Origin of the sequence: Halomicrobium zhouii (genome assembly GCF_900114435.1) — an archaeon.
GTDB lineage: Archaea > Halobacteriota > Halobacteria > Halobacteriales > Haloarculaceae > Halomicrobium > Halomicrobium zhouii.
In genome coordinates this window covers 422,371-442,725 of the sequence record NZ_FOZK01000003.1, presented here as the reverse complement: position 1 = coordinate 442,725, position 20,355 = coordinate 422,371, and the positions used below count along the sequence as shown (strand labels likewise).

At 66.9% G+C, this 20,355-nt stretch carries 17 protein-coding genes; 10 read left to right on the top strand and 7 right to left on the bottom strand.

Going from position 1 to position 20,355, the window contains the following annotated elements:
* Positions 1-69 precede the first annotated feature (69 nt).
* Positions 70-1,431 (top strand): aminotransferase class III-fold pyridoxal phosphate-dependent enzyme, encoded by a 1,362-nt coding sequence (locus BM337_RS15960; RefSeq protein ID WP_089817719.1) that lies wholly within the window; start codon positions 70-72, stop codon positions 1,429-1,431.
* Between the two features lie 59 nt (positions 1,432-1,490).
* Here BM337_RS15960 and ilvA read toward each other — a convergent pair whose 3' ends face one another.
* Positions 1,491-2,768, bottom strand: coding sequence for a threonine ammonia-lyase (ilvA, locus tag BM337_RS15955; RefSeq protein WP_089817717.1), 1,278 nt, complete (start codon positions 2,766-2,768; stop codon positions 1,491-1,493).
* Positions 2,765-4,069 carry an amidohydrolase gene (locus BM337_RS15950; protein WP_089817715.1) on the bottom strand — a complete coding sequence of 435 codons (1,305 nt, stop codon included), beginning with the start codon at positions 4,067-4,069 and terminating at the stop codon, positions 2,765-2,767. The genes ilvA and BM337_RS15950 overlap by 4 nt, the downstream gene beginning before the upstream one ends.
* A 103-nt stretch (positions 4,070-4,172) precedes the next feature.
* On the opposite strand from BM337_RS15950, the gene BM337_RS15945 reads away from it, so the two are divergent.
* On the top strand, positions 4,173-5,141 hold the full coding sequence (locus BM337_RS15945) for a D-2-hydroxyacid dehydrogenase (protein ID WP_089817714.1): 969 nt from the start codon (positions 4,173-4,175) through the stop codon (positions 5,139-5,141).
* 54 nt (positions 5,142-5,195) lie between these two features.
* Here BM337_RS15945 and BM337_RS15940 read toward each other — a convergent pair whose 3' ends face one another.
* Positions 5,196-6,374: a M24 family metallopeptidase gene (locus BM337_RS15940; RefSeq protein WP_089818179.1), complete on the bottom strand. Its 1,179-nt coding sequence runs from the start codon at positions 6,372-6,374 to the stop codon at positions 5,196-5,198.
* 123 nt (positions 6,375-6,497) lie between these two features.
* Between BM337_RS15940 and BM337_RS15935 the strand changes: the two genes are divergently transcribed.
* On the top strand, positions 6,498-7,859 hold the full coding sequence (locus BM337_RS15935) for an NAD-dependent succinate-semialdehyde dehydrogenase (protein ID WP_089817711.1): 1,362 nt from the start codon (positions 6,498-6,500) through the stop codon (positions 7,857-7,859).
* A 281-nt stretch (positions 7,860-8,140) separates the two neighbouring features.
* On the opposite strand, the gene BM337_RS15930 is transcribed toward BM337_RS15935, so the two are convergent.
* A complete protein-coding gene (locus tag BM337_RS15930) occupies positions 8,141-8,950 on the bottom strand; it encodes a hypothetical protein (RefSeq protein ID WP_089817709.1) in 810 nt (269 codons plus the stop codon).
* Between the two features lie 136 nt (positions 8,951-9,086).
* Here BM337_RS15930 and BM337_RS15925 point away from each other — a divergent pair, with 136 nt between their 5' ends.
* Positions 9,087-11,228: a thioredoxin domain-containing protein gene (locus tag BM337_RS15925; protein ID WP_089817707.1), complete on the top strand. Its 2,142-nt coding sequence runs from the start codon at positions 9,087-9,089 to the stop codon at positions 11,226-11,228.
* 10 nt (positions 11,229-11,238) lie between these two features.
* On the opposite strand, the gene BM337_RS15920 is transcribed toward BM337_RS15925, so the two are convergent.
* Together BM337_RS15920 and BM337_RS15915 are read right to left on the bottom strand one after the other, a co-directional pair.
* Positions 11,239-11,559 carry a hypothetical protein gene (locus tag BM337_RS15920; protein ID WP_089817705.1) on the bottom strand — a complete coding sequence of 107 codons (321 nt, stop codon included), beginning with the start codon at positions 11,557-11,559 and terminating at the stop codon, positions 11,239-11,241.
* 75 nt (positions 11,560-11,634) lie between these two features.
* Positions 11,635-12,018: a thioredoxin family protein gene (locus BM337_RS15915; RefSeq protein ID WP_089817701.1), complete on the bottom strand. Its 384-nt coding sequence runs from the start codon at positions 12,016-12,018 to the stop codon at positions 11,635-11,637.
* Positions 12,019-12,162: 144 nt separating this feature from the next.
* Here BM337_RS15915 and BM337_RS15910 point away from each other — a divergent pair, with 144 nt between their 5' ends.
* Positions 12,163-13,074: a PLP-dependent cysteine synthase family protein gene (locus tag BM337_RS15910; RefSeq protein ID WP_089817699.1), complete on the top strand. Its 912-nt coding sequence runs from the start codon at positions 12,163-12,165 to the stop codon at positions 13,072-13,074.
* 33 nt (positions 13,075-13,107) lie between these two features.
* Here the strand turns inward: BM337_RS15910 and BM337_RS15905 are convergent, their stop codons facing one another.
* A complete protein-coding gene (locus BM337_RS15905) occupies positions 13,108-13,686 on the bottom strand; it encodes an MBL fold metallo-hydrolase (protein ID WP_089818177.1) in 579 nt (192 codons plus the stop codon).
* Positions 13,687-13,806: 120 nt separating this feature from the next.
* On the opposite strand from BM337_RS15905, the gene BM337_RS15900 reads away from it, so the two are divergent.
* The 5 genes from BM337_RS15900 to BM337_RS15880 all read left to right on the top strand — a co-directional run bounded on the left by BM337_RS15900 (position 13,807) and on the right by BM337_RS15880 (position 20,296).
* On the top strand, positions 13,807-14,391 hold the full coding sequence (locus BM337_RS15900) for a response regulator transcription factor (protein WP_089817697.1): 585 nt from the start codon (positions 13,807-13,809) through the stop codon (positions 14,389-14,391).
* Positions 14,375-15,061, top strand: a complete 687-nt coding sequence (locus BM337_RS15895) for an RAD55 family ATPase (RefSeq protein WP_449271696.1) — start codon at positions 14,375-14,377, stop codon at positions 15,059-15,061. The genes BM337_RS15900 and BM337_RS15895 overlap by 17 nt, the downstream gene beginning before the upstream one ends.
* A 97-nt stretch (positions 15,062-15,158) precedes the next feature.
* The gene (thyX, locus tag BM337_RS15890) at positions 15,159-15,902 is read left to right on the top strand and encodes an FAD-dependent thymidylate synthase (RefSeq protein ID WP_089817693.1); all 744 of its coding nucleotides are present in this window, start codon (positions 15,159-15,161) and stop codon (positions 15,900-15,902) included.
* A 102-nt stretch (positions 15,903-16,004) separates the two neighbouring features.
* Positions 16,005-19,085: an FAD-binding and (Fe-S)-binding domain-containing protein gene (locus BM337_RS15885; protein WP_089817691.1), complete on the top strand. Its 3,081-nt coding sequence runs from the start codon at positions 16,005-16,007 to the stop codon at positions 19,083-19,085.
* A gap of 59 nt (positions 19,086-19,144) precedes the next feature.
* A complete protein-coding gene (locus BM337_RS15880) occupies positions 19,145-20,296 on the top strand; it encodes a helix-turn-helix transcriptional regulator (protein ID WP_089817689.1) in 1,152 nt (383 codons plus the stop codon).
* Positions 20,297-20,355: the final 59 nt, after the last annotated feature.

Below are 20,355 nucleotides of genomic sequence, written 5' to 3'. Positions count from 1 at the left end.
CCCCCGTTTCGCGGTACGTCGCGCCAACCAATACCAAGATTTAATGTACGGTGTACACAATTTCTGTTCATGGATAGGGACACGGCGGAACCCGACGTCGGCGCGTTTCCCGGTCCGAACGCCCGGAAGTGGGTGACGTTCCACCAGGCGCACTCGGCGCCAAGCGAGTACTCTCACGAGTTCGTGTGGGACGTGACGGGCGAGGCGGACGGCCCCTTCGTCACCGACGTCGACGGAAACGTCCTGCTCGATTTTACCTGCCACATCGGCGCGGCCCCGCTCGGGTACCACAACGAGAAGGTCCTCTCGAAGGTCCGCGAGTTCGACCTGGTCGAGCCGATGAAGATCGCGGGCCAGGACCTCTACTTCGGCTTCGGTCCGGACCCGGCGACTGCCGAATTTCCCGGCTCCAGCCACCTGATGGAGAAGCTCGTGGACGTTTCGACCCACTACGGGATGGACACCGTGTTCCTCTCGAACTCCGGGGCCGAGGCCATGGAGAACGCGATGAAGATAACCCACGACCACCGCGCGCCCGCCAAGTACGGCGTCGTGTTCGCCGGCAGCTTCCACGGCCGGACGCTCGGCACGCTCTCGCTGACGAAGTCCAAGGAGGTGTACACGCGCCACTACCCCGAGATCAGCGGGGTCGAGACCGTGCCGTTCTGTGACGACCGGTCCTGTGACGCCGGGAGCTGCGACTGCGGCTTCTTCACCGGCACGGGGTCCCAGCTCCGAACGTCTCTGTCACCGGAGGGCGGATACATCGACCCCGCGGAAATCGCCTTCGTCGCCCTCGAACCGATCCAGGGCGTTGGGGGCTATCGCTTCCCCAGCGAGGCGTTCATGCAGGAGATAGCCGACGTGACCGGGGAGTACGACATCCCGCTGATCGTCGACGAGATACAGTCCGGCGTGGGCCGGACCGGCGAGATCTGGGCCTCGGACCACTACCCGATCGAACCGGACGTGATCGCGAGCGCGAAGGGACTGCGCGTCGGCGCGACCATTTCTCGCTCCGATATCTTCCCCGCCGAGAAGAACCGCCTCGGGTCGACGTTCGGCGGCGGCGACCTGCTCGGGTCGATGATGGGCGCGTTCACGCTCGCGGCCATCGACGAACACGACCTGCTCGACAACGCCACGGTCCGCGGTCGGCAGGCGAAGGAACTGCTCAGAGACGACGCGCCGGGCCACGTCGAGGACGTCCGCGGGAAGGGCCTGATGCTGGCGGTGACGTTCGACACTCCCGACCGACGGGACGCCGTCGTCCGCGAGTCGCTGCAGCGCGGCCTCCTGACCCTCGGTTGCGGAAAGCAGACGATCCGACTCCTCCCGCCGTTGGACTCAACGACTCGGGAGATAGAACTCGGCGTCGGCATCTTCGTCGACGCCATCGAGGCCGCGGGTGCGGTCGCGAGAGGCGTCTAGGGCCGCTTTCGGAGCCGGTCGAGGGTCCGACTCGTTCTTTCGAGGGACTTCTCGGGCGATTATTCGAGCGAGTGTTCGACGACGGACGCCCCGTCCAGACTGGCGAGTTCCGCCAGCACGCCCCGGAGGTGGTCGGCGCCGCTGCCCTCCACGCCGATCGCGACCGGCGTCCGGTTCGGTTGGTCGTCCCCGCTGGGACGGGCCCGGTTCACGTGGTCTAGTTCGGCCCCCTGGGACTCGATAACTCCGACGACGTCGGCGAGGGTCGCGGGCCACCCGTCGAGTGCGAGCCTGGCGTCTGCGTACCGGCCGAGTTCGTGCAGGCCGATCCGGGTCAGCGCCGCGTGCTCGGTGAGGTCGACGTTGCCGCCCGAGACCACGACCCCGACGTCGTCGCCGGCGACGTCGGCCTCCGCCGACAGGAGGCCCGCGAGCGGCGCGGCGCCGGCGCTCTCGGCGACGGTCTTCGCGCGCTCGGCCAGCAGCGTGACGGCCGTGGCTATCTCCAGGTCGGTGACGCTCACCACGTCGTCGACCACCTCGCGAGCGACAGAGAAGGTCGTTTCGAGCAGCCGCGTGTCGGCTATCCCGTCGGCGACCGTGTCGACGTCGTCGAGTTCGTGTATCTCGCCGGCGTCGAGCGAGGGCTTCGCGTGGAACGCGCCCTCGGGCTGGACCCCGACCACGCGGATGGCCGGGTCGTGGGCCTTCACCGCTGTCCCGACACCGGATATCAGCCCGCCGCCGCCGATAGCGACGAAGACAGTGTCGAGGCCGGGGAACTGGTCCAGCAACTCCAGGCCGACGGTCCCCTGCCCGGCGATGACGGCCTCGTCGTCGAACGGGTGGACGAACGTCTCGCCGGTCTCGGCGGCGTGCTCGCGGGCGTACTCGTAGGATCGTTCGTAGATGTCGCCCTCGACGACGACGTCGGCGCCGTATTCGCGGGTGGCCGCGATTTTCGCGGCCGGGGTTATCTCGGGGACGACGACGGTCACGTCGACGTCCAGCAGGTCTCCAGCGAGGGCGACGCCCTGGGCGTGGTTGCCCGCGCTGGCCGTGACGACGCCGCGTTCCCGCCGTTCCCGGGACAGCTGGCTCATCGCGTTGTATGCTCCGCGAATCTTGAACGACCCCGTCCGCTGGACGTTCTCCAGTTTGAGTCCGACCGAGGCCGCCCCGGATAGCTCGGCGAACGTCCGGGACGTGTCCAGCGGCGTCCGGTGGACGACCCCGGCGAGACGCTCCTGGGCTTCCTCGACGTCGGCGACGGTCACAGGTCGCTCGCCCGGTGATTGGTCGCTTTCTGGTCGGTCGCTTTCTGGTCGGTCGCTCACTGGTCCTCGCCTCCCCGTGGCAGCGGGTGACGGCGCTCGAGTTCCCGAATCGACTCGACGAGCACGTCGACACCGTGTTCGAGGCTTCGTTCGTCGACGTCGAACGTCGGCGTGTGGTGGCTCGTCGGGTGGTCGGTCCCGACGATCAGGTACGAGGCGAGTCCGCCGTCCTCCTGGACGCACTCCATGAGGAAGGTCGCGTCCTCGCTCGCACCGAACTCCGCGGTCGGGACGACGCGGTCGACGCCCGGCACGCCTCCAGCGACGGCCGCGACGACGTCCACGAGCTCCGGGTCGCTGTCGGCCCGGGGGCACTCGCTGATCACGTCGAACTCCGCCTCACAGCCGTGCATCCTGGCGGCGCTCCGGCTCACCCGTTCGAGTCTCGTCTTCACGTACTCCATCAGTTCGGTCGTCTCCCCGCGGACCTCGGCCTCCATGAGGGCCCGTTCGGCGACGACGTTGCTCGCCGTCCCCGCCTCGGCGCGGCCGACGTTGACGCGCGTCATCCCGTCGCCGTGTCGGGGGATGCCGTAGGCGTTCTCGATGGCCGTCCCCATCGCGTGCATCGCGTTGTCGCCCTCGTTGGGCGCTTTCCCGGCGTGTGCGGAGGTACCCTCGATGGTTACGTCGACGTGGGCCATCGCCAGCGGTTTCTCGATGCCGGCGACGACTTCCCCTGTCGGGTGGTCCAGCCCCACGTGGGCCGCCAGCAGGTAGTCCAGGCCGGCGACGTACTCGCTCTCGGCCATCGCGTGGGCGCCGCCGCCGAGTTCCTCGGCGGGCTGGAAGAACACCACCAGTCGTCCGGCGAAGTCGCTAGACGCGATTGCGTCGAGGACGGCGAGCCCCCACGTCATGTGCGCGTCGTGCCCGCAGGCGTGCATCGTGCCGTCCCCCTCCGACCGGAACCCCTCGTCGGCAGGGACGTGGCTCTCGTCGGTCGACTCCTCGACGAACAGCCCGTCGATGTCCACCCGGAGGCCGATAGACGGCCCGTCACCGCGGTCGACGACGGCCACCGCGCCAGTGTTGCCGCCGGCCATCTGGTCGAGGAGGTCTGCGTCCGTGCCGCGTTCACGCGCGCGGTCGAACCACGGTTCGATGACCTCGTCGTCGAGAACGGCCATTCGGTCGGCCGGGTCGTACGCGTCGGGGCCGACCGCCAGTTCGTCGACGCCGATTGCCCGGATCTCCTCGACCAGCCTGGCGGTCGTGTGGAACTCTCGCCACCCCGGCTCCGGATACCGGTGGAAGCTCCGACGCAGCGAGACGAGGCGGTCCCGGATCGGTTCGCTCATGGGGGTAGCTATCACGCCCCATCGCAATAAATACACAGTTTACGTTTACGTCGAGTACGCTAAAGGATAAGTCGATGGCGGCCGATTGTCCGTCGACGCGCACATGACTCCACCGGACGTCGTCGTCCTCCGCGAGGGGACGGAAGGCCTGTCGATGGAATCGTACGCCGAGACCCTCCGGGAGCGGCTTCCGGACCTCACGACCGCACACGCCCGGACGCCTCGCGAGGAACGCGAACTCGTGGCCCAGGCGAGAGTCGTGACCGGGATAACGATCGATGCAGACCTCCTCGACGCCGCCGAGCGCCTCGAACTGTTCGCCTGCACGTTCGCCGGGACGGACCACCTGCCCAGGGACGCCCTCGCCGACCACGGCGTCACGGTCACGAACGCGGGGGGTATCCACGCGCCCGGTATCGCCGAACAGTCCATCGGGAATATGCTCGTGTTCGCCCGTAACCTCCACGAGGGGTGGCGACGCAAGCAAAACAATGAGTGGCGTCACTTCCAGTCCCACGAGTTCACCGGATCGACCGTCACCGTCGTCGGACTGGGATCCATCGGCCAGGAGATAGCCACCCGGCTCGACGGCTTCGACGTGGACACTATCGGTATCCGGTACACCCCCGAGAAGGGCGGCCCGACCGACGAGGTGCTGGGCTTCGACGAGGACGATATCCACGCGGCGTTCGCCCGCAGCGACTACGTCGTGCTCGCGTGCCCGCTGAACGACCTCACCAGGGGGCTCGTCGGCGAATCGGAGTTCGCGACGTTGCCCCCGAACGCCGTCCTCGTCAACGCCGCCCGCGGCGCCATTGTCGACACCGACGCGCTCGTGACGGCCCTGCAGTCGAACTCGATCAGGGGCGCCGCCCTCGACGTCACCGACCCGGAGCCGCTGCCGAACGACCATCCTCTGTGGGACCTGGAGAACTGCCTCATCACGCCCCACACGGGCGGGCACACGCCGAAACACTGGGACCGACTGGCGGACATCGTCGCCGAAAACGTCGCGGCGCTCGACGGGGAAGGGGACCTCGAAAACGTGGTCCTCGACCCGGCGACGGACTGAGTCTGTTGCCACGGGATCGAGGCCGTGGCTGGAAAACGCCATAGTTCCGGCCAGTCAGGCCGAGAAGAGCCGCCGGGGGAAGTCGGCCAGCGTCTCGGCGCCGTCGCCGGTGACGTGGAACGTCTCGCTTATCTCGACGCCGACGTCGCCCGTCCAGATGCCCGGGATCAGGTGGAACGTCATGTCCTCTTCGAGCACCGTCTCGTCGCCGGGGCGGAGGCTCGCGGTGTGTTCGCCCCAGTCCGGCGGGTAGCCCAGCCCCATCGAGTAGCCGATGCGGTCCTCTTTCACGATGTCGTGGGCGGCGATGGTCTCGCGCCAGGCCTGTTCGACGGCCTCGCAGGTGACGCCCGGTTCGGCGGCGTCGAGCGCGGCGTCGATCCCTTCGACGACGATTTCCGCGGTCCGTCGCATCTCCTCGGGCGGATCGCCGACGAACGTCGTCCGGGCGAGCGGCGAGTGGTACCGGTGGCGACAGCCGGAGAGTTCGATGATCACCGGGTCCCCGTCCTCGAACGCGCGGTCGGTCCAGGTCAGGTGGGGCGTGTCGGTGTGCTCGCCGGCGGGCATCAGCGGGACGATCGCCGGGTAGTCGCCGCCGTACTCGTCCGTTCCCCGGATCAGCGCGTCGTAGATCTCGGCGGCCACCTCGTACTCGGGGACGCCCGCCTCGACGGCGTCGAGGCCCGCTCGCATGGCGTTCTCTGAGATCCGGGCGGCCTGGCGCATGTACTCGAGTTCCCGTTCGGACTTCTTCACGCGGACCCAGTTGACCAGCAGCGTCGCGTCGACGAAGTCGGCCTCCGGGAGGTTCGACGTGAGCCGCGTGTACGACTTCGCGGTGAAGTAGCTGGCGTCCATCTCGAGGCCGACCCGGCCGTCGTCGACGTCGAACTCCGCCAGGACGCCGGCGACGTAGTCCATCGGGTGGAGGTCGTGGGGCGAGTGGACGTGGTCGTCGCTGTAGGACCGGATGCTCGACTCGGACAGGGACGTCGTCGCCCGCGCGCCGTTGGCGTCCATCTCCCGACCGATCCACACCGGTTCGTCGCGTTCGGTGGTGACGACGACGGCCTGGTGGACGTAGAACGACCACCCGTCGTACCCCGTCAGGTAGTTCATGTTGGCGGGGTCCGCGACGACGACGGCGTCCAGTCCCTCCTCACGAAGTCGCTCCTTCACGCGGCCAACGCGCCGATCGTACTCCCGCTCGCTGAAGATTTTCTGTGACATAGTCCCGGTACCGGTGTGTGGTACCACGGCGCGCACTTTCAAAAAGTTTCTGTGGACGATAGAAACGAAATCTGTATACTTACGGGAAGACCTAAGTCCTCCGGCTCCGACACGTAGACCAGTATGGAGGCTGTCAACCCGGCCACCGGCGAACGCATCGACACGTACGAGGAGGCGGACCTGCCGGACGTCGAGCGGGCGCTCGACGACGGCTGGGGGGCCTTCCAAGACTGGCGCGACCGACCCCTCGCCGAACGGGAGGAACTGATCGAGTCTGCCGGGGAGGTGCTCCGGGAGAACAAGCGCGAGTACGCCGAACTCATGACCGAGGAGATGGGCAAACCAGTCACCCAGGCCGTCGCCGAGGTCGAGAAGTGCGCCTGGGCGTGTGACCACTACGCCCAGAACGCCCACGCCTACCTCGAAGACGAACACTACCCGAGTCCGGCGGGCACCGAGGTGAAGACAGTCTACGAACCGCTGGGCATCGTCCTCGCCGTCATGCCGTGGAACTTCCCGTTCTGGCAGGTTTTTCGCTTCATCGCGCCCTACATCACCGCGGGCAACGTCGGGGTCCTGAAACACGCCTCGAACGTCCCGGGCTGTGCGGAGGCCATCGAGGAGATCCTCCGCGACGCCGGCTACCCCGAGGGCGTCTTCCAGTCGCTGCTGGTGCCCTCCGACCTCGTCGACGACGTCGTCGCCGACGACCGGGTCCGGGCCGCGACGCTCACGGGGAGTGGCCCCGCGGGACGCGCCGTCGCCTCGGCCGCCGGTGACAAGCTGAAGAAGACCGTCCTCGAACTCGGCGGCAGTGACCCCTTCGTCGTCCTCGACGACGCCGACCTGGAAGCCGCCGCGGAGACGGGCGCCTGGGCCCGGAACCAGAACGGCGGCCAGTCCTGCATCGCTGCCAAGCGATTTATCGTCCACTCCGACGTTTACGACGAGTACACCGACCGGCTGGTCGACGAGTTCGAGTCGCTGACCATCGGCGACCCGTTCGACGAGGACACCGACGTCGGTCCGCAGGCCCGCCAGGACCTCCTGGACGACCTCGACGACCAGGTCCAGGCGAGCGTGGATGCCGGCGCGAACGTCGTCACTGGCGGTGAGCCGATGGACCGCGACGGCGCGTACTACCCACCGACGGTCCTCACCGACGTGCCGGCCGGCTGTCCGGCGGACACCGAGGAGCTGTTCGGCCCGGTCGCGACGCTGTACGAAGTAGAGGACGCCGACGCCGCGGTGAGGAAGGCGAACGAGACGGAGTTCGGACTGGGCGCGAGCGTCTGGACGGAGGACCGCGACCGCGGCGAACGGATCGCGAGGCGAATCGACGCCGGCTGCGTCTACGTCAACCAGCTCACCAAGTCCGACCCACGCGTCCCCTTCGGCGGCGTCAAAGAGTCCGGCTACGGCCGCGAACTCTCCGAAATCGGAATGAAGGAGTTCGTCAACCGGAAGACCGTCTGGATCGAGTGACGAACCGGGCAGCGACTCGACGGCTGCTGGACGACAGTTTCGCCGCGATAACTCGCTTCACTGTTCTGGTAACATGCGACGAACGTCAGATGCCCGACGGTCTCGATTCGCCACATCTCGGAGGTGAAGTCGCGAACATCTAGTAAACTGCTAGATAAATGTTATCCACAGAGTGAAACTGATACTCGGCTCACGGGTCACCGCAGTTTCGCGCCACGCACCGGCAGACAGGGGGTGCCGACGTCTCGGGAAGTACCCGTTCCCGCTATCGTGATCGTTCGTCAGCGGCGAATGGGGTCGGACGCCGACGATTCGTCCTTCGACTGATGACCGCCGGAAACGACGACCCGTCCGATCGCGAGGAGCGCGACGACGAGAGCGATCGCAAACCAGTCGTCGACGGCGGTGGAAGCGGGATAGGGGACGAGGCCGGTTCCCAGGAGACCGTATGCCGCTATCGCCGCTATCGATGCGGTTGCCGCGAGCACTTCGTTCGGGAAACGTAGTAATTCGGCGGACCGGTTCACAACCATTCCGACGGCGAGGAATCCTGTGACGAGGTACAGGCCACCCGCTGGAAGGACGAGTAGGATTGAGAGTCGGCCCGGTGTCGGTACCGCGTGAACGAGGCCGGATCCGTGGATAGGGAGGGTCACCGCCCAGAGCCCGGCCCAGAGAAATTGCCAGGAGAGGTACAACACGACGGTCTGACCGGCTAGACTGCGCCATGGGAACGTACTGGGGTCGGTGGTGCGAGATTGGAATCTGACGACTGCGGCCAACAGCTGCCCACCGATCAATACCAATGGGATCATCCCGTCGAAGAGATTGGTCTCTGTCACCACGATCAGAACGAGAGCCACGCTGGTCGTCGCAGAGAACGCCCCCCACTCGGCAGCCAGCCGTAGTTTCCACCGGTCCTCGTGCGACGACTTCCCGCAAAGCGCGAGCAGTGCTGCGGCAAGAGGAGTCGGATCGTCGAACCGCATCGTTCGCTGGTAGACGACGGTCACGGCGCCCAGCACGGACGAGACGAGACACGCGGGCAGTACCACGTTGATAAGCAGCTCTGATATCTCCGCGCCCGCCATACATCCGAGAACGACGCTTCCGAAAATAAATTCTCCGCAGCGACTGTGACGTGCGAACCACGACGTACCCGGGCCGTTCGCGCTCTCCTGTCCCCGAGTCGGGCTTTCTAAAGGCGTCGCTCGCCTACGTCGTGGTATGACCGACGACGCCGCAGAACCGACGGCGCGGAACAGACTCGACGAGGAGGAGAGCCCGTACCTGCGCCAGCACGCGGACAACCCCGTCAACTGGCAGCCGTGGGACGATGCGGCCCTGGAGAAAGCCCGCGAGGAGGAGAAACCCATCTTCCTCTCCATCGGCTACTCGGCGTGTCACTGGTGTCACGTCATGGCCGACGAGAGCTTCGCCGACGAGGACGTCGCCGAACTGCTGAACGAGCACTTCGTCCCGATCAAGGTCGACCGGGAGGAGCGCCCGGACCTCGATTCGGTGTACATGAGCATCTGCCAGCAGGTGACCGGCCACGGCGGGTGGCCGCTGTCGGCCTGGTTGACGCCCGAGGGCAAGCCGTTCTACGTCGGGACCTACTTCCCGAACGAGGAGAAGCGCGGGATGCCGGCGTTCCCCGACCTGCTCGAACGCATCGCGCACTCCTGGGACGAACAGCGCGAGGACATGGTGGAGCGTGCCGAGCAGTGGACCGCCGCCATCGAGAACGACCTGGCGTCGACGCCCGACCAGCCCGGCGACGCACCCGACGAAAGCGCGCTCGAACTCGCCGCCGATACCGCCGTCCGGGGCGCCGATCGCGAGTACGGTGGCTGGGGCGGGGGCGGCAGCGGTCCCAAGTTCCCACAGCCAGGGCGACTCCACGCGCTCATGCGCGCGTCCGAACGTAACGGAATCGGAAAGGAGTCCTATCGCGAGGTCGCGACGGAGACGCTCGACGCGATGGCCAGCGGGGGCCTGTTCGACCACGTCGGCGGCGGGTTCCACCGCTACTGCACCGACCGCGAGTGGGTAGTCCCCCACTTCGAGAAGATGCTGTACGACAACGCCGAGATCCCGCGAGCGTTCCTCGCCGGCTATCAATTGACGGGCCAGGAGCGATACGCCGAGGTCCCCCGCCGAACGTTCGACTTCGTCGAGCGCGAACTGACCCACGACGATGGCGGCTTCTTCAGTACGCTGGACGCCCAGAGTGAAAACGAAGCTGGTGAGGACGAGGAGGGCGCGTTCTTCGTCTGGACTCCCGAGGAGGTACGCGAGGCGGTGGCGGACGAGATGGCCGCCGACCTGTTCTGCGACCGCTTCGGCGTCACCGAACGCGGCAACTTCGAGGGGTCGACGGTGCTGACGCTCGCGGCGTCCGTCGAGGACCTGGCCGAGGAGTACGGGCTGGACGAGAGTGAGGTCGAATCGACGCTGGAGACCGCCCGGGAACAGGTTTTCGACGCGCGCGAGGAGCGACCCCGACCAGCCCGGGACGAGAAGGTGCTCGCGGGCTGGAACGGGCTGATGATCTCCGCGTTCGCTGAGGGGTCGATCGTCCTGAACGACGAGTACGACGAATCAGCGGCAAATGCGCTCGCTTTCGTCCGCGAACGGCTCTGGGACGAGGAGAGTCAGTCGCTCAGCCGCCGGTACAAGGACAACGACGTCAGCATCCAGGGGTACCTGGAGGACTACGCCTTCCTCGGCCGCGGCGCGCTCGACCTGTTCCAGGCGACGGGCGACGTCGAGCACCTCGCATTCGCCCTCGACCTGGCCCGCGCTATCGAGCGGGAGTTCTGGGACGAGGACGCGGGGACGCTCTACTTCACGCCCTCCAGCGGCGAGTCGCTCGTGGCGCGCCCCCAGGAGCTCACCGACCGGTCCACGCCGTCGAGCGCGGGCGTGGCGGTCCAGTTACTGCTCTCGGCGGACCACTTCGTCGCCGACGACCGCTTCGAGACGGTCGCCGAGCGCGTCTTGGAGACCCACTCGAACCGCATCGAGGCCAGTCCGATGGAGCACGCGTCGCTCGTCCTCGCGGCTGACCAGTACTCTCGCGGCGCGCTGGAGTTGACCCTGGCGGCCGACGAAGCGCCAGAATCGTGGCGGGAGACGCTCGCCGAGACGTACCTCCCCGACCGGTTGCTGGCCTGGCGGCCCGCGACGGCCGACGGGCTCGACGGGTGGCTCGAGACGCTGGGGCTGGACGAGGCGCCGCCTATCTGGGCAGACCGGAGTCAGCGGGACGGCGAGCCGACCGTGTACGCCTGCCGGAACTTCGCCTGCTCGCCGCCGCAACACGACCTGGCGGCGGCGCTGTCGTGGTCGCCGGACGAGGCGTAGCGGGGACGGATTACGCGGCGCTGACGACCCAGACGACGAGACCGGCGACTATCAGACCGATGCCGAGCATCGACGTCGCGGGTTCCGGGAAGAGAAAGAGGGCGAGTCCGGTGAGCAGGAGCGCCCACGCGAGCCCGCGGGTGAGCCAGCCGTCGTCCGCCTCCCGTCCGCCGGCGTACACCATCTCGTCGTCGGACTGCGCCGTCGCGCGCGCGACGTCGTCCCCGGTCGCCGTGCCGGCGTCGTCACGAAGGCGCGGGTCGTCGACTGATTCGTCCTCGAGGCTCCCGCTAGCGGTGGCATCGTCGTCGTAATTGTCGTTACGGGCCATACCGGGAGAGACGGGCTACGGGGAGAAAGGGGACAGACTTGACAACGCAGGGTCGACGACCGTACCGGTGACCCCTCAGGCAAGCGCCGCTTCGATCTCGTTCGCGAGGTAGATGGCGATGGCGACGGGCTCTTCCTCGACGAACCGGGCGATCTCCTCTCCGCCGTGTTCGACCACGACCGTCGGGATGTACTCGACGTCGTACTCCTCCACCTTTGGCCCGACTTTGCTCCCGTCGTCTTCCTTCTCGACGGCGTAGTGCTCGACGTTCTCGTCTGGGACGCCGGCGGCGTCGAGGGCTGCACCGAAGTCCGGAAGCTGTGATCGGCAGTCCTTGCACCAGTCGCCGCCCCAGACCTTGTAGACGAGTTCGTCCGAGTGTTCCGCGAGGGTGTCGACGGTGTCCGAGTAGGCGTCGGCCACCCACACGGGATTCGGTTCCATGGTTTCGAGGGTCATGCCCCACGTTTTGGCACCCTCCGACATTAAGCTCCCGCCCGGATCGGTGTCGTTTCGCGACGTATGCTGGGCGACTGTCACCGCTCACGGCACACGCTGCCGGTGGCCGACAGCGTATAGTGGGTGAGGGCGTATCCCGACGCAGTGAACTCCAGTATCCTCGAGACTATCGGTTCGCCCCTCGTCGAGGTCCACTCGCCAGCGGGCGCGACCGTGGCGGCGAAGGTGGAGTCGTTCAACCCCGGCGGGTCCGCGAAGGACCGACCGGCGCGGTTCATGGTCGACGCGGCGGAGGCCGATGGCCGCCTCGACCCGGACGACACCCTCGTCGAACCGACGAGCGGCAACACCGGCATCGGCCTGGCGATGGTCGGCGCCGCAAAGGGGTACGACGTCCGCCTGATCATGCCGTCCTCGAAGTCCCCCGAGCGACGCCAGATCATGAAGGCCTACGGCGCCGAGATAGATCTGGTCGACGGCGACATCTCCGACGCGCGTGAGCGTGCGGACGAACTCGAAGCGACGGGCGAGTTCGTCCAGTTGCGCCAGTTCGAGAACCCGGCCAACCCGCAGGCACACTACGAGACGACCGGGCCGGAAATTCTCGACCAGGTCGGCGACCGGACCGTCGACGCGTTCGTGGCGGGCGTCGGCACCGGCGGCACGATAACGGGTATCGGCCGGCGCCTCCGCGAGGAGTTCCCCGACGTCGAGATCGTCGCGGTCGAACCCGCCGACAACGCGGTCCTCTCGGGGATGGAACCCGGCACCGGCGAGGATAGTTTCCAGGGCATGGGCCCCGGATTCGTCAGCGACAACCTCGACGTGGACTTGCTCGACGACGTGGCGACGGTGACGCTCGACGACGCCGAAGCGGAGTGCCGTCGCCTGGCCGAGGAGGAAGGGATCCTGGTCGGCCAGTCCTCGGGCGCGTCGAATCTGGCCGCCAGAGACGTGGCCGAGCGCCTGGTCGACGACGGTGTCGAGGACCCCCTCGTCGTGACGGTGTTCTGGGACAGCGGCGAGCGGTACATGTCCACCGGCCTGTTCGACTGAGGCCGGTCGGAAGAAGCGGTGCGACCGCTCCGGTTAGAACTGCGCGGCCTGGTGGGCCATCTGGATGGTCTGGTACGGGTTCGACTCCACGCTCGGACCGTGGCCGGTGTGTAGCTCGCGGAGTTCGGCCCCGTCGACGACGTCGAGCACCCGCTCGATGCTCTCGATCAGGGTGGGTCGGTCGCCCTCGTCCAGGTCCGTGCGGCCGAAACTACCGCCGGCGAAGACGAGGTCACCGGCGAAGAGCACGCCGGCGGCCTCGCTGTACAGACAGAGGTGGTCGTTCTTGTGCCCCGGCGTGTGGAGCGCGACGTACTCGTGGTCACCGATCTGGACGGTCCCACCGTCACCGAGGGTCCTGGTGACGCCGTCCGCGTCGCCGTCGAAGGCCACCACCTCGACGTCGAAGGCGTCGAGGACGGACTCGAGGTTCCCGACGTGGTCGTAGTGGGTGTGGGTCAGGACGACGACGTCGAGGTCGTCGACCCGGTCCCGCACTGCTTCGACGACGTCGAACTCGTTGCCCACGTCGACGAGCGCGGTCCGTTCGCCCGTCACGAGGAAGACGTTGCTCGTGAAGACGTCGCGGTCCAGCGCGAGGTTTGCGATCATCGTCACACCCTGGTCGTGCCAGGGTATTGGCTATTGTCGTTCGCTGGCCGACGGAGCGCCAGCCGGGACTACCCACAGGGCTATGTATGATGCTGATTAAACCAGCCGATAGAGAACAGAATGACAGACTCGGACCGACCCGTGGTGCTCATCGTCGAGGACGAACCCGACGTGGCGGAGACCTACAGGCTCTGGCTACGCGAGGATTACGAGGTCGAGATGGCACACGATGGCGACGAGGGACTGTCGAAACTCGACGCCGACGTGGACGTCGTGTTGTTGGACCGAATGATGCCGGGACTCTCGGGTGACGAAGTCCTCGAACAGATCCGCGAGCGTGACCTGGACTGTCGCGTCTCGATGGTCACCGCGGTCGAGCCCGACTTCGACATCCTGGAGATGGGGTTCGACGCGTACCTCTCGAAGCCTATCAGGAGCGAGGAACTCCACGAGACAGTGGAGAATCTCCTCGACCGATCGGCGTACGACGCGCTCCTGCAGGACTACTACTCACTGGTCGAGAAGCGGGCGACGCTCGAGGCGACCAAGAGCAACGCGGAACTCGCCGAGAGCGAGGAATACGACGAACTTAAGGAGGAGATTGCCGAACTTCAGGACAACCTCTCGGATAGTCTCGGTGGTATCGAAGACGACGCAGACTTTATCGCTACCCTCCGCGGGTTGAGCAATGACGAAGCGGAGTGAGCCCAAAGAGACAATGTACGATCTCTCACGTGTACTCGACTTCGACGCGCTCTCGTCGGTCCGGCCCGGCACCAGTCTCCTCGTCGCCGGACCCGCGATGACTGGCAAGGACGAACTCGCCCTGGAGGTGCTCAGGGACGGCGCCCGCAATGGCGAAGGTGCCGTCGTCGTCACGACGAACGACGACGCCGCCGACATCGCGGCGGACTTCCGCGAGTCGGTCCCAGATCTGGAGGACTCCCAGCTCGGCGTCGTCGACTGCCGGGGCGATTCCGGCGGTGACGGCGATGCCACCGAGGGCATCTACGCCCACCACGTCTCTTCTCCCGGCGACCTGACCGGCATCGGTATCGGCATCACGAAGGCCCTGGAAGGCCTCCACAACAGCGGCCGCGACCAGGGCAGACTCGCCCTGTTCTCGCTCTCGACGATGCTGACCTACACGGACAAGAAGACCGTGTTCAAGCTCTGTCACATCCTCTCCTCGCGCCTCGACGCCGCGGGCTACGTCGGCGTGTTCACCATCGACTCCGGCGCCCACGACGACCAGACCCTCCAGGTCATCAAGCAGGCCTTCGACGGCCTCGTCGAGGTCCGGGAAGACGACGGCACCCGCCAGGCCCGCGTCCTCGGCCTCTCCAGCGACCCGAGCGACTGGCAGGACCTGTAACCGACCACCGGCTCACTTCGTCGACTATCTATTCCGCTCGCTGACTGTCCGCTCTCCTATTGAGTAGAATTATCACGCTCCGCGTGGGTCACCAGATATGGAAGTCCGGCTACTCGAGGCGACCGAGGACCCCGAGGAACTCATCTGCACCGGCGCGCGAAACGACTACAGCGAACCCTTCGTCGGCGACCAGACGTTCGAGGAGACCATGGAGACCGTCGAGGGCGACTCCCTCGAGGAGAAAAAGGAGACGCTCATCGGCCACCTCCTGAGCCACGGCCACTACGGCCCCTTCGAGCACCCGCAGGTCACCTTCGCCGTCGAGGGGATCAGCCGGTCTTGCATGGCCCAGATCACCCGCCACCGGCACGTCTCCTTCGACGTCCAGAGCATGCGCTACGTCTCTTTCGACGACGTCGACCCGGCGGACGTGCGCGAAGGCGAGATGGTCGTCGTCCCGCCGTCGGCCACCGACCCCGACTGGGTCGGCCGCAACCAGAAGACCGGCCAGGTCGACGAGGAGACTGTCGCCGAGCGCGACGAGATCTTCCGTGACACCGTCGCGGACGCCGTCGAGTCCTATCAGGAACTGCTCGACCTCGGCATGCCGCCGGAGGACGCCCGGTTCGTCCTCCCCATCGGAACGAAGGTCAACATGGTCATGTCGATGAATGTCAGAATGTTGATGCATATCGCTGACATGCGCGCTGCGGCGGACAGCCAGTGGGAGATCCGGCAGATGACCGAGGAGTTGCTCGATCTGGCGAAGGACTGGTGCCCGATCACATTCAAATACTACGAGGAGAACATGAAGAACCGGAAGAACCGGCTGGCTCCCTGAGACGCTCTCCGGACCGCCTTCGAGACCGGTGCCCGTCGAGTACAGCAGTACCCGTTCGCGACCGCCGGAGTTTTAATCCGCTCCCGCGCCGAAGTGAGGCCAATGGGAACGAGTACGGAGGGACCGGCCGACGGCCCAGAGAGCGACGACCGGGCCCGGTACGACTACCAGGCCGGCGACGTCGAACGGCCCGGCTTCGTCAGGGACCTCCGGGAGCGGGTCGACGGGGACGTCCGGTTCGACGACCTCACTCGGGAACTGTACGCGACGGACGCCAGCGCCTACGAGGTGACGCCCATTGGCGTCGTCTTCCCGCGGTCGACGGCGGACGTCGCGGCGGTCGTCTCCTACTGCGCCGAGCGCGGGACGCCGGTGCTCCCGCGCGGCGGGGGGACGAGCCTCGCTGGGCAGGCCGTCAACGAGGCGGTCGTCCTCGACTTCTCGCGGCACATGGACTCGATTCAGTCGGTCGACCCTGAGGCCCGGACTGCACGCGCGGAGGCTGGGGTCATCCTCGCAGACCTGAACGAGCGCCTCGCGGAGCACGACCTGAAGTTCGCGCCGGACCCCGCCTGGGGCGACAAGAGCGTCCTCGGGGGCGCTATCGGCAACAACTCCACGGGCTCGCACTCGCTGAAGTACGGGAAGACGGACGCCTACGTCGAGGAGTGCGAGGTCGTCCTCGCCGACGGCACGGTCACCACCTTCGGCGAGGTGACGCTGGAGGAACTCCGGGAGCGGGCCGCCGGCGGTTCCGGGGAGTTCGAGGTTTCCGGAAAGCCCGCCGACGCCGTCGAATCCGACGACCTGGAGTCGCGAATCTACGCCGCGGTCGCTCGTATCGTCGACGAGGAAGCCGAGGCTGTCGCCGAGGCGTTCCCCGACCTGAAGCGCAACGTCTCGGGCTACAACCTCGACCGCCTGGTCGAGGAAGCCGACTCCGGCAGCGTCAACCTGGCGCGCCTGCTCGCGGGCAGCGAGGGGACGCTGGCCGTCGTCACCGAGGCGACCGTCTCGCTGGAACCCGTCCCCGAGACGAAGGCGCTCGCGCTCCTGGCCTACGAGGACCTCGTCGACGCGATGCGGGACGTCCCCCCGATCCTCGAACACGACCCGTCGGCGGTCGAGGTGCTCGACGACGTCCTGCTGGACCTGGCGCGCCCGACCGAGGAGTTCGGCGAACTCGTCAACGAAATCGTCCCCGAGCAGGCGGGGGCGCTCCTCCTCGTCGAGTTCTACGCCGAGACCGACCGCGAAGGCAAAGAGTACGTCGCCGACTTGCTGACCGATCGGGTCGGCGACGTCTCACCGGAGGCGATTCCGCAGGAACGTGCCGAAGAGCTGACGGCGGAACCGCTGCACGCTTTCGCGGGCCGGGAGGCCCACAGCGACGCGGAACGGAGCCGGTTCTGGAAGCTCCGCAAGAGCGGTCTCCCCATCTTGCTGGGCCGGACCTCCGACGAGAAGCACGTCAGCTTCATCGAGGATACCGCGGTGCCCCCGGAGAACCTCGCCGAGTACGTCGCCGACTTCCGGGACGTCCTCGAAGACAACGGGACGTTCGCTAGCTTCTACGCCCACGCCGGGCCGGGGTGTCTCCACATCCGCCCGCTCGTCGACACGAAGTCTCTCGACGGCGTCGAGCAGATGGAGGCCATCGCCGAGGCGGCGACGGACCTGGTCCTCGAGTACGGCGGCAGCGTCTCCGGCGAGCACGGCGACGGTCGCGCCCGCACGCAGTGGAACCGGAAGCTGTACGGCGACTACGTCTGGGAGCTCTTCGGCGATCTCAAGACCGCCTTCGACCCGGACTGGCTCCTGAACCCCGGACAGGTCAGCGGCGACGTGGACATGACGGAGCATTTGCGGTACGAACCCGACTACGAGTTCGACGCCGGCTTCGACCCGGCACTCCGCTGGGACAACGACAACGGGTTCCAGGGGATGGTCGAACTCTGCCACGGCTGTGGGGGCTGTCGCGGGCACCAGGAGACGACCGGCGGGGTGATGTGTCCGACCTACCGCGCGAGCGAGGAGGAGTCGACGGCGACGCGCGGTCGCGCCAACGCGCTCAGGCAGGCGATGAGCGGCGACCTCCCCCAGGACCCGACCAGCGAGGCGTTCACGACCGAGATCATGGACCTGTGTATCGGCTGCAAGGGCTGTGCCCGCGACTGCCCGAGCGAGGTCGACATGGCCAAGCTCAAGGCCGAACTCCAGCACGCGAACCACCAGGAGAACGGGGCCGGCATGCGCGACCGGCTGTTCGCCGACGTCGAGCGACTCAGCAAGCTCGGGAGCGCGCTCGCACCGGTTTCGAACTGGCTGGCCTCGCTTCCCGGGAGCGACGTCGTCTCGGAGAAGCTCTTCGGTATCGCCCGCGAGCGCGACCTGCCGACGTTCCACCGGGAGTCCTTCGTCGAGTGGTACGCCGACCGCGGGCCAGCGGTTCCGGCCGACGACGCGGCCCGGAAGGCCGTACTGTTCCCCGATACGTACAACAACTACAGCGATCCGGCCGTCCTGAGGGCAGCTGTCAGCGTGCTCGAAGCCGCGGGCGTTCACGTTCGCGTGCCAGCGAACCTGCGGGCCAGCGGGCGCGCTGCCCACTCGAAGGGGTTTCTCGACAAGTCACGCGAGCGCGCACGACACAACGCGGCAGCACTCGCACCTCTCGTCGGGGAGGAGTGGGACGTCGTCGCCGTCGAACCGTCCGACGCCGTAATGTTCCAGTCGGATTACCTCGACCTGCTGGCCACCGCCGAGGCCGAGACGGTCGCCGCGAACGCCTACGGGCTCTGTGAGTATCTCAGCTGGTTCGGCCTCGACGAGGGTGTCGACTGGGACCCGCCCGCGGAGACGCTTGCGTATCACGGCCACTGTCACCAGAAGGCGACCAGGAAGGACCACTACGCCGTGGGCGTGCTCAGACGAGCCGGCTACGACGTCGACGCGCTCGATTCGGGCTGTTGCGGCATGGCCGGGAGTTTCGGCTACGAGGCCGAACACTACTCCATGAGTCAGTCTATCGCCCGGCTCCTGTTCGAGCAAATCGACGACAGCGCCGGTGACCGCGTCGTCGCACCGGGCGCGTCCTGTCGGACGCAACTCGAGGATCGACCCGGTGGGCAACCCCCGTCGCACCCGGTCGAACGACTCGCCGCTGCCGTGCCGGTGCGATGAGTCTATCTCCCTCTGTTAGTCATAGCGCTTTTATTCCATCCTCGGCTGATATACCCTAGATGACTCGCTCGGTCGCCGTCGGTCTCGCCGTTCTCCTGTTTGCCAGCGTCGCTGTGGCTCCTGCACTCGGTGCGTCGGACGCGGGCCCCACGCGCCTCGGGGCACCGGAAGGGTTCTCCCAGACGGTGTTCAACATCCAGATGTACGAAAACGGGAGCGCGCAGTGGACGTTCGAGTACTCTCGCCCGCTGGAAAACGAGTCCGAGCGCGAGCAGTTCGAGGCCTTCGCCGCGGAGTTCGAGGCGAACGAGTCCGGAATGTACCGCGACTTCGTCAACCGGTCGACGAAACTGACGACGGCGGGCTCGGATGTCACCGGTCGGGAGATGAACGCCGCGTCGTTCTCCCGGAGTGCGTCGGTCGACGAGACGACGCTGTCGGACGAGCGGGGCGTCGTGACGATGTCGTTCACGTGGTCGAACTTCGGCGTGACCGACGGTGACACCGTCCGGGCCGGCGACGTGTTCGAGGGCGGACTCTACATCGGACAGAACCAGCGGCTCGTGTTCGAGACGGGGCCGTCGCTCGCCTTCAGAAGCGCAGACCCAGAATCATACTCGCAGTCGGGCGACACGCTGGAATCGAGCGACACCGTCACCTGGGTCGGTGAGAAGCAGTTCACCGACAGGCGCCCACGCGTGGAACTCGTCGACGAGTCCGCGCTCGGTGGCGGAAACGGTGACTCCGCTGGCGAGACGACCGATTCGTCGACGGATCCCGGCAACGCGAACAGCGGCGATATGCTCGTCCTCGTCGGCGCGCTCGTCGTCGTCATCGGGCTGGCCGGCGCCGCGGTGTGGCAGTCCGGTGCGTTCTCTGGCGACGACGGACCGTCCGACGACGCGGCCGGGGCCGCCGGCGCCGCTGGCGAACCTGCGACGACCGACACCGAGCCGGCCGCGATCCCGGACGAGGAACTCCTCTCCGACAACGACCGCGTCCTCAAACTACTGGAGGACAACGGCGGTCGGATGAAACAGGTCAACATCGTCGACGAGACAGAGTGGTCCAAGTCCAAGGTCAGCATGCTCCTCTCGGAGATGGAGGACGAAGGTGACATCAGCAAACTTCGCGTCGGCCGCGAGAACATCATCAGCCTCTCGGGTCACGAACCCGAAGCCGCCGGATCGCCGTTCGACGACGAGGAGTGAGAACCACACCCAGGGAGCCGCTAAAGCGCAACCGTTATACCTTACTCTGGGGTACAAAT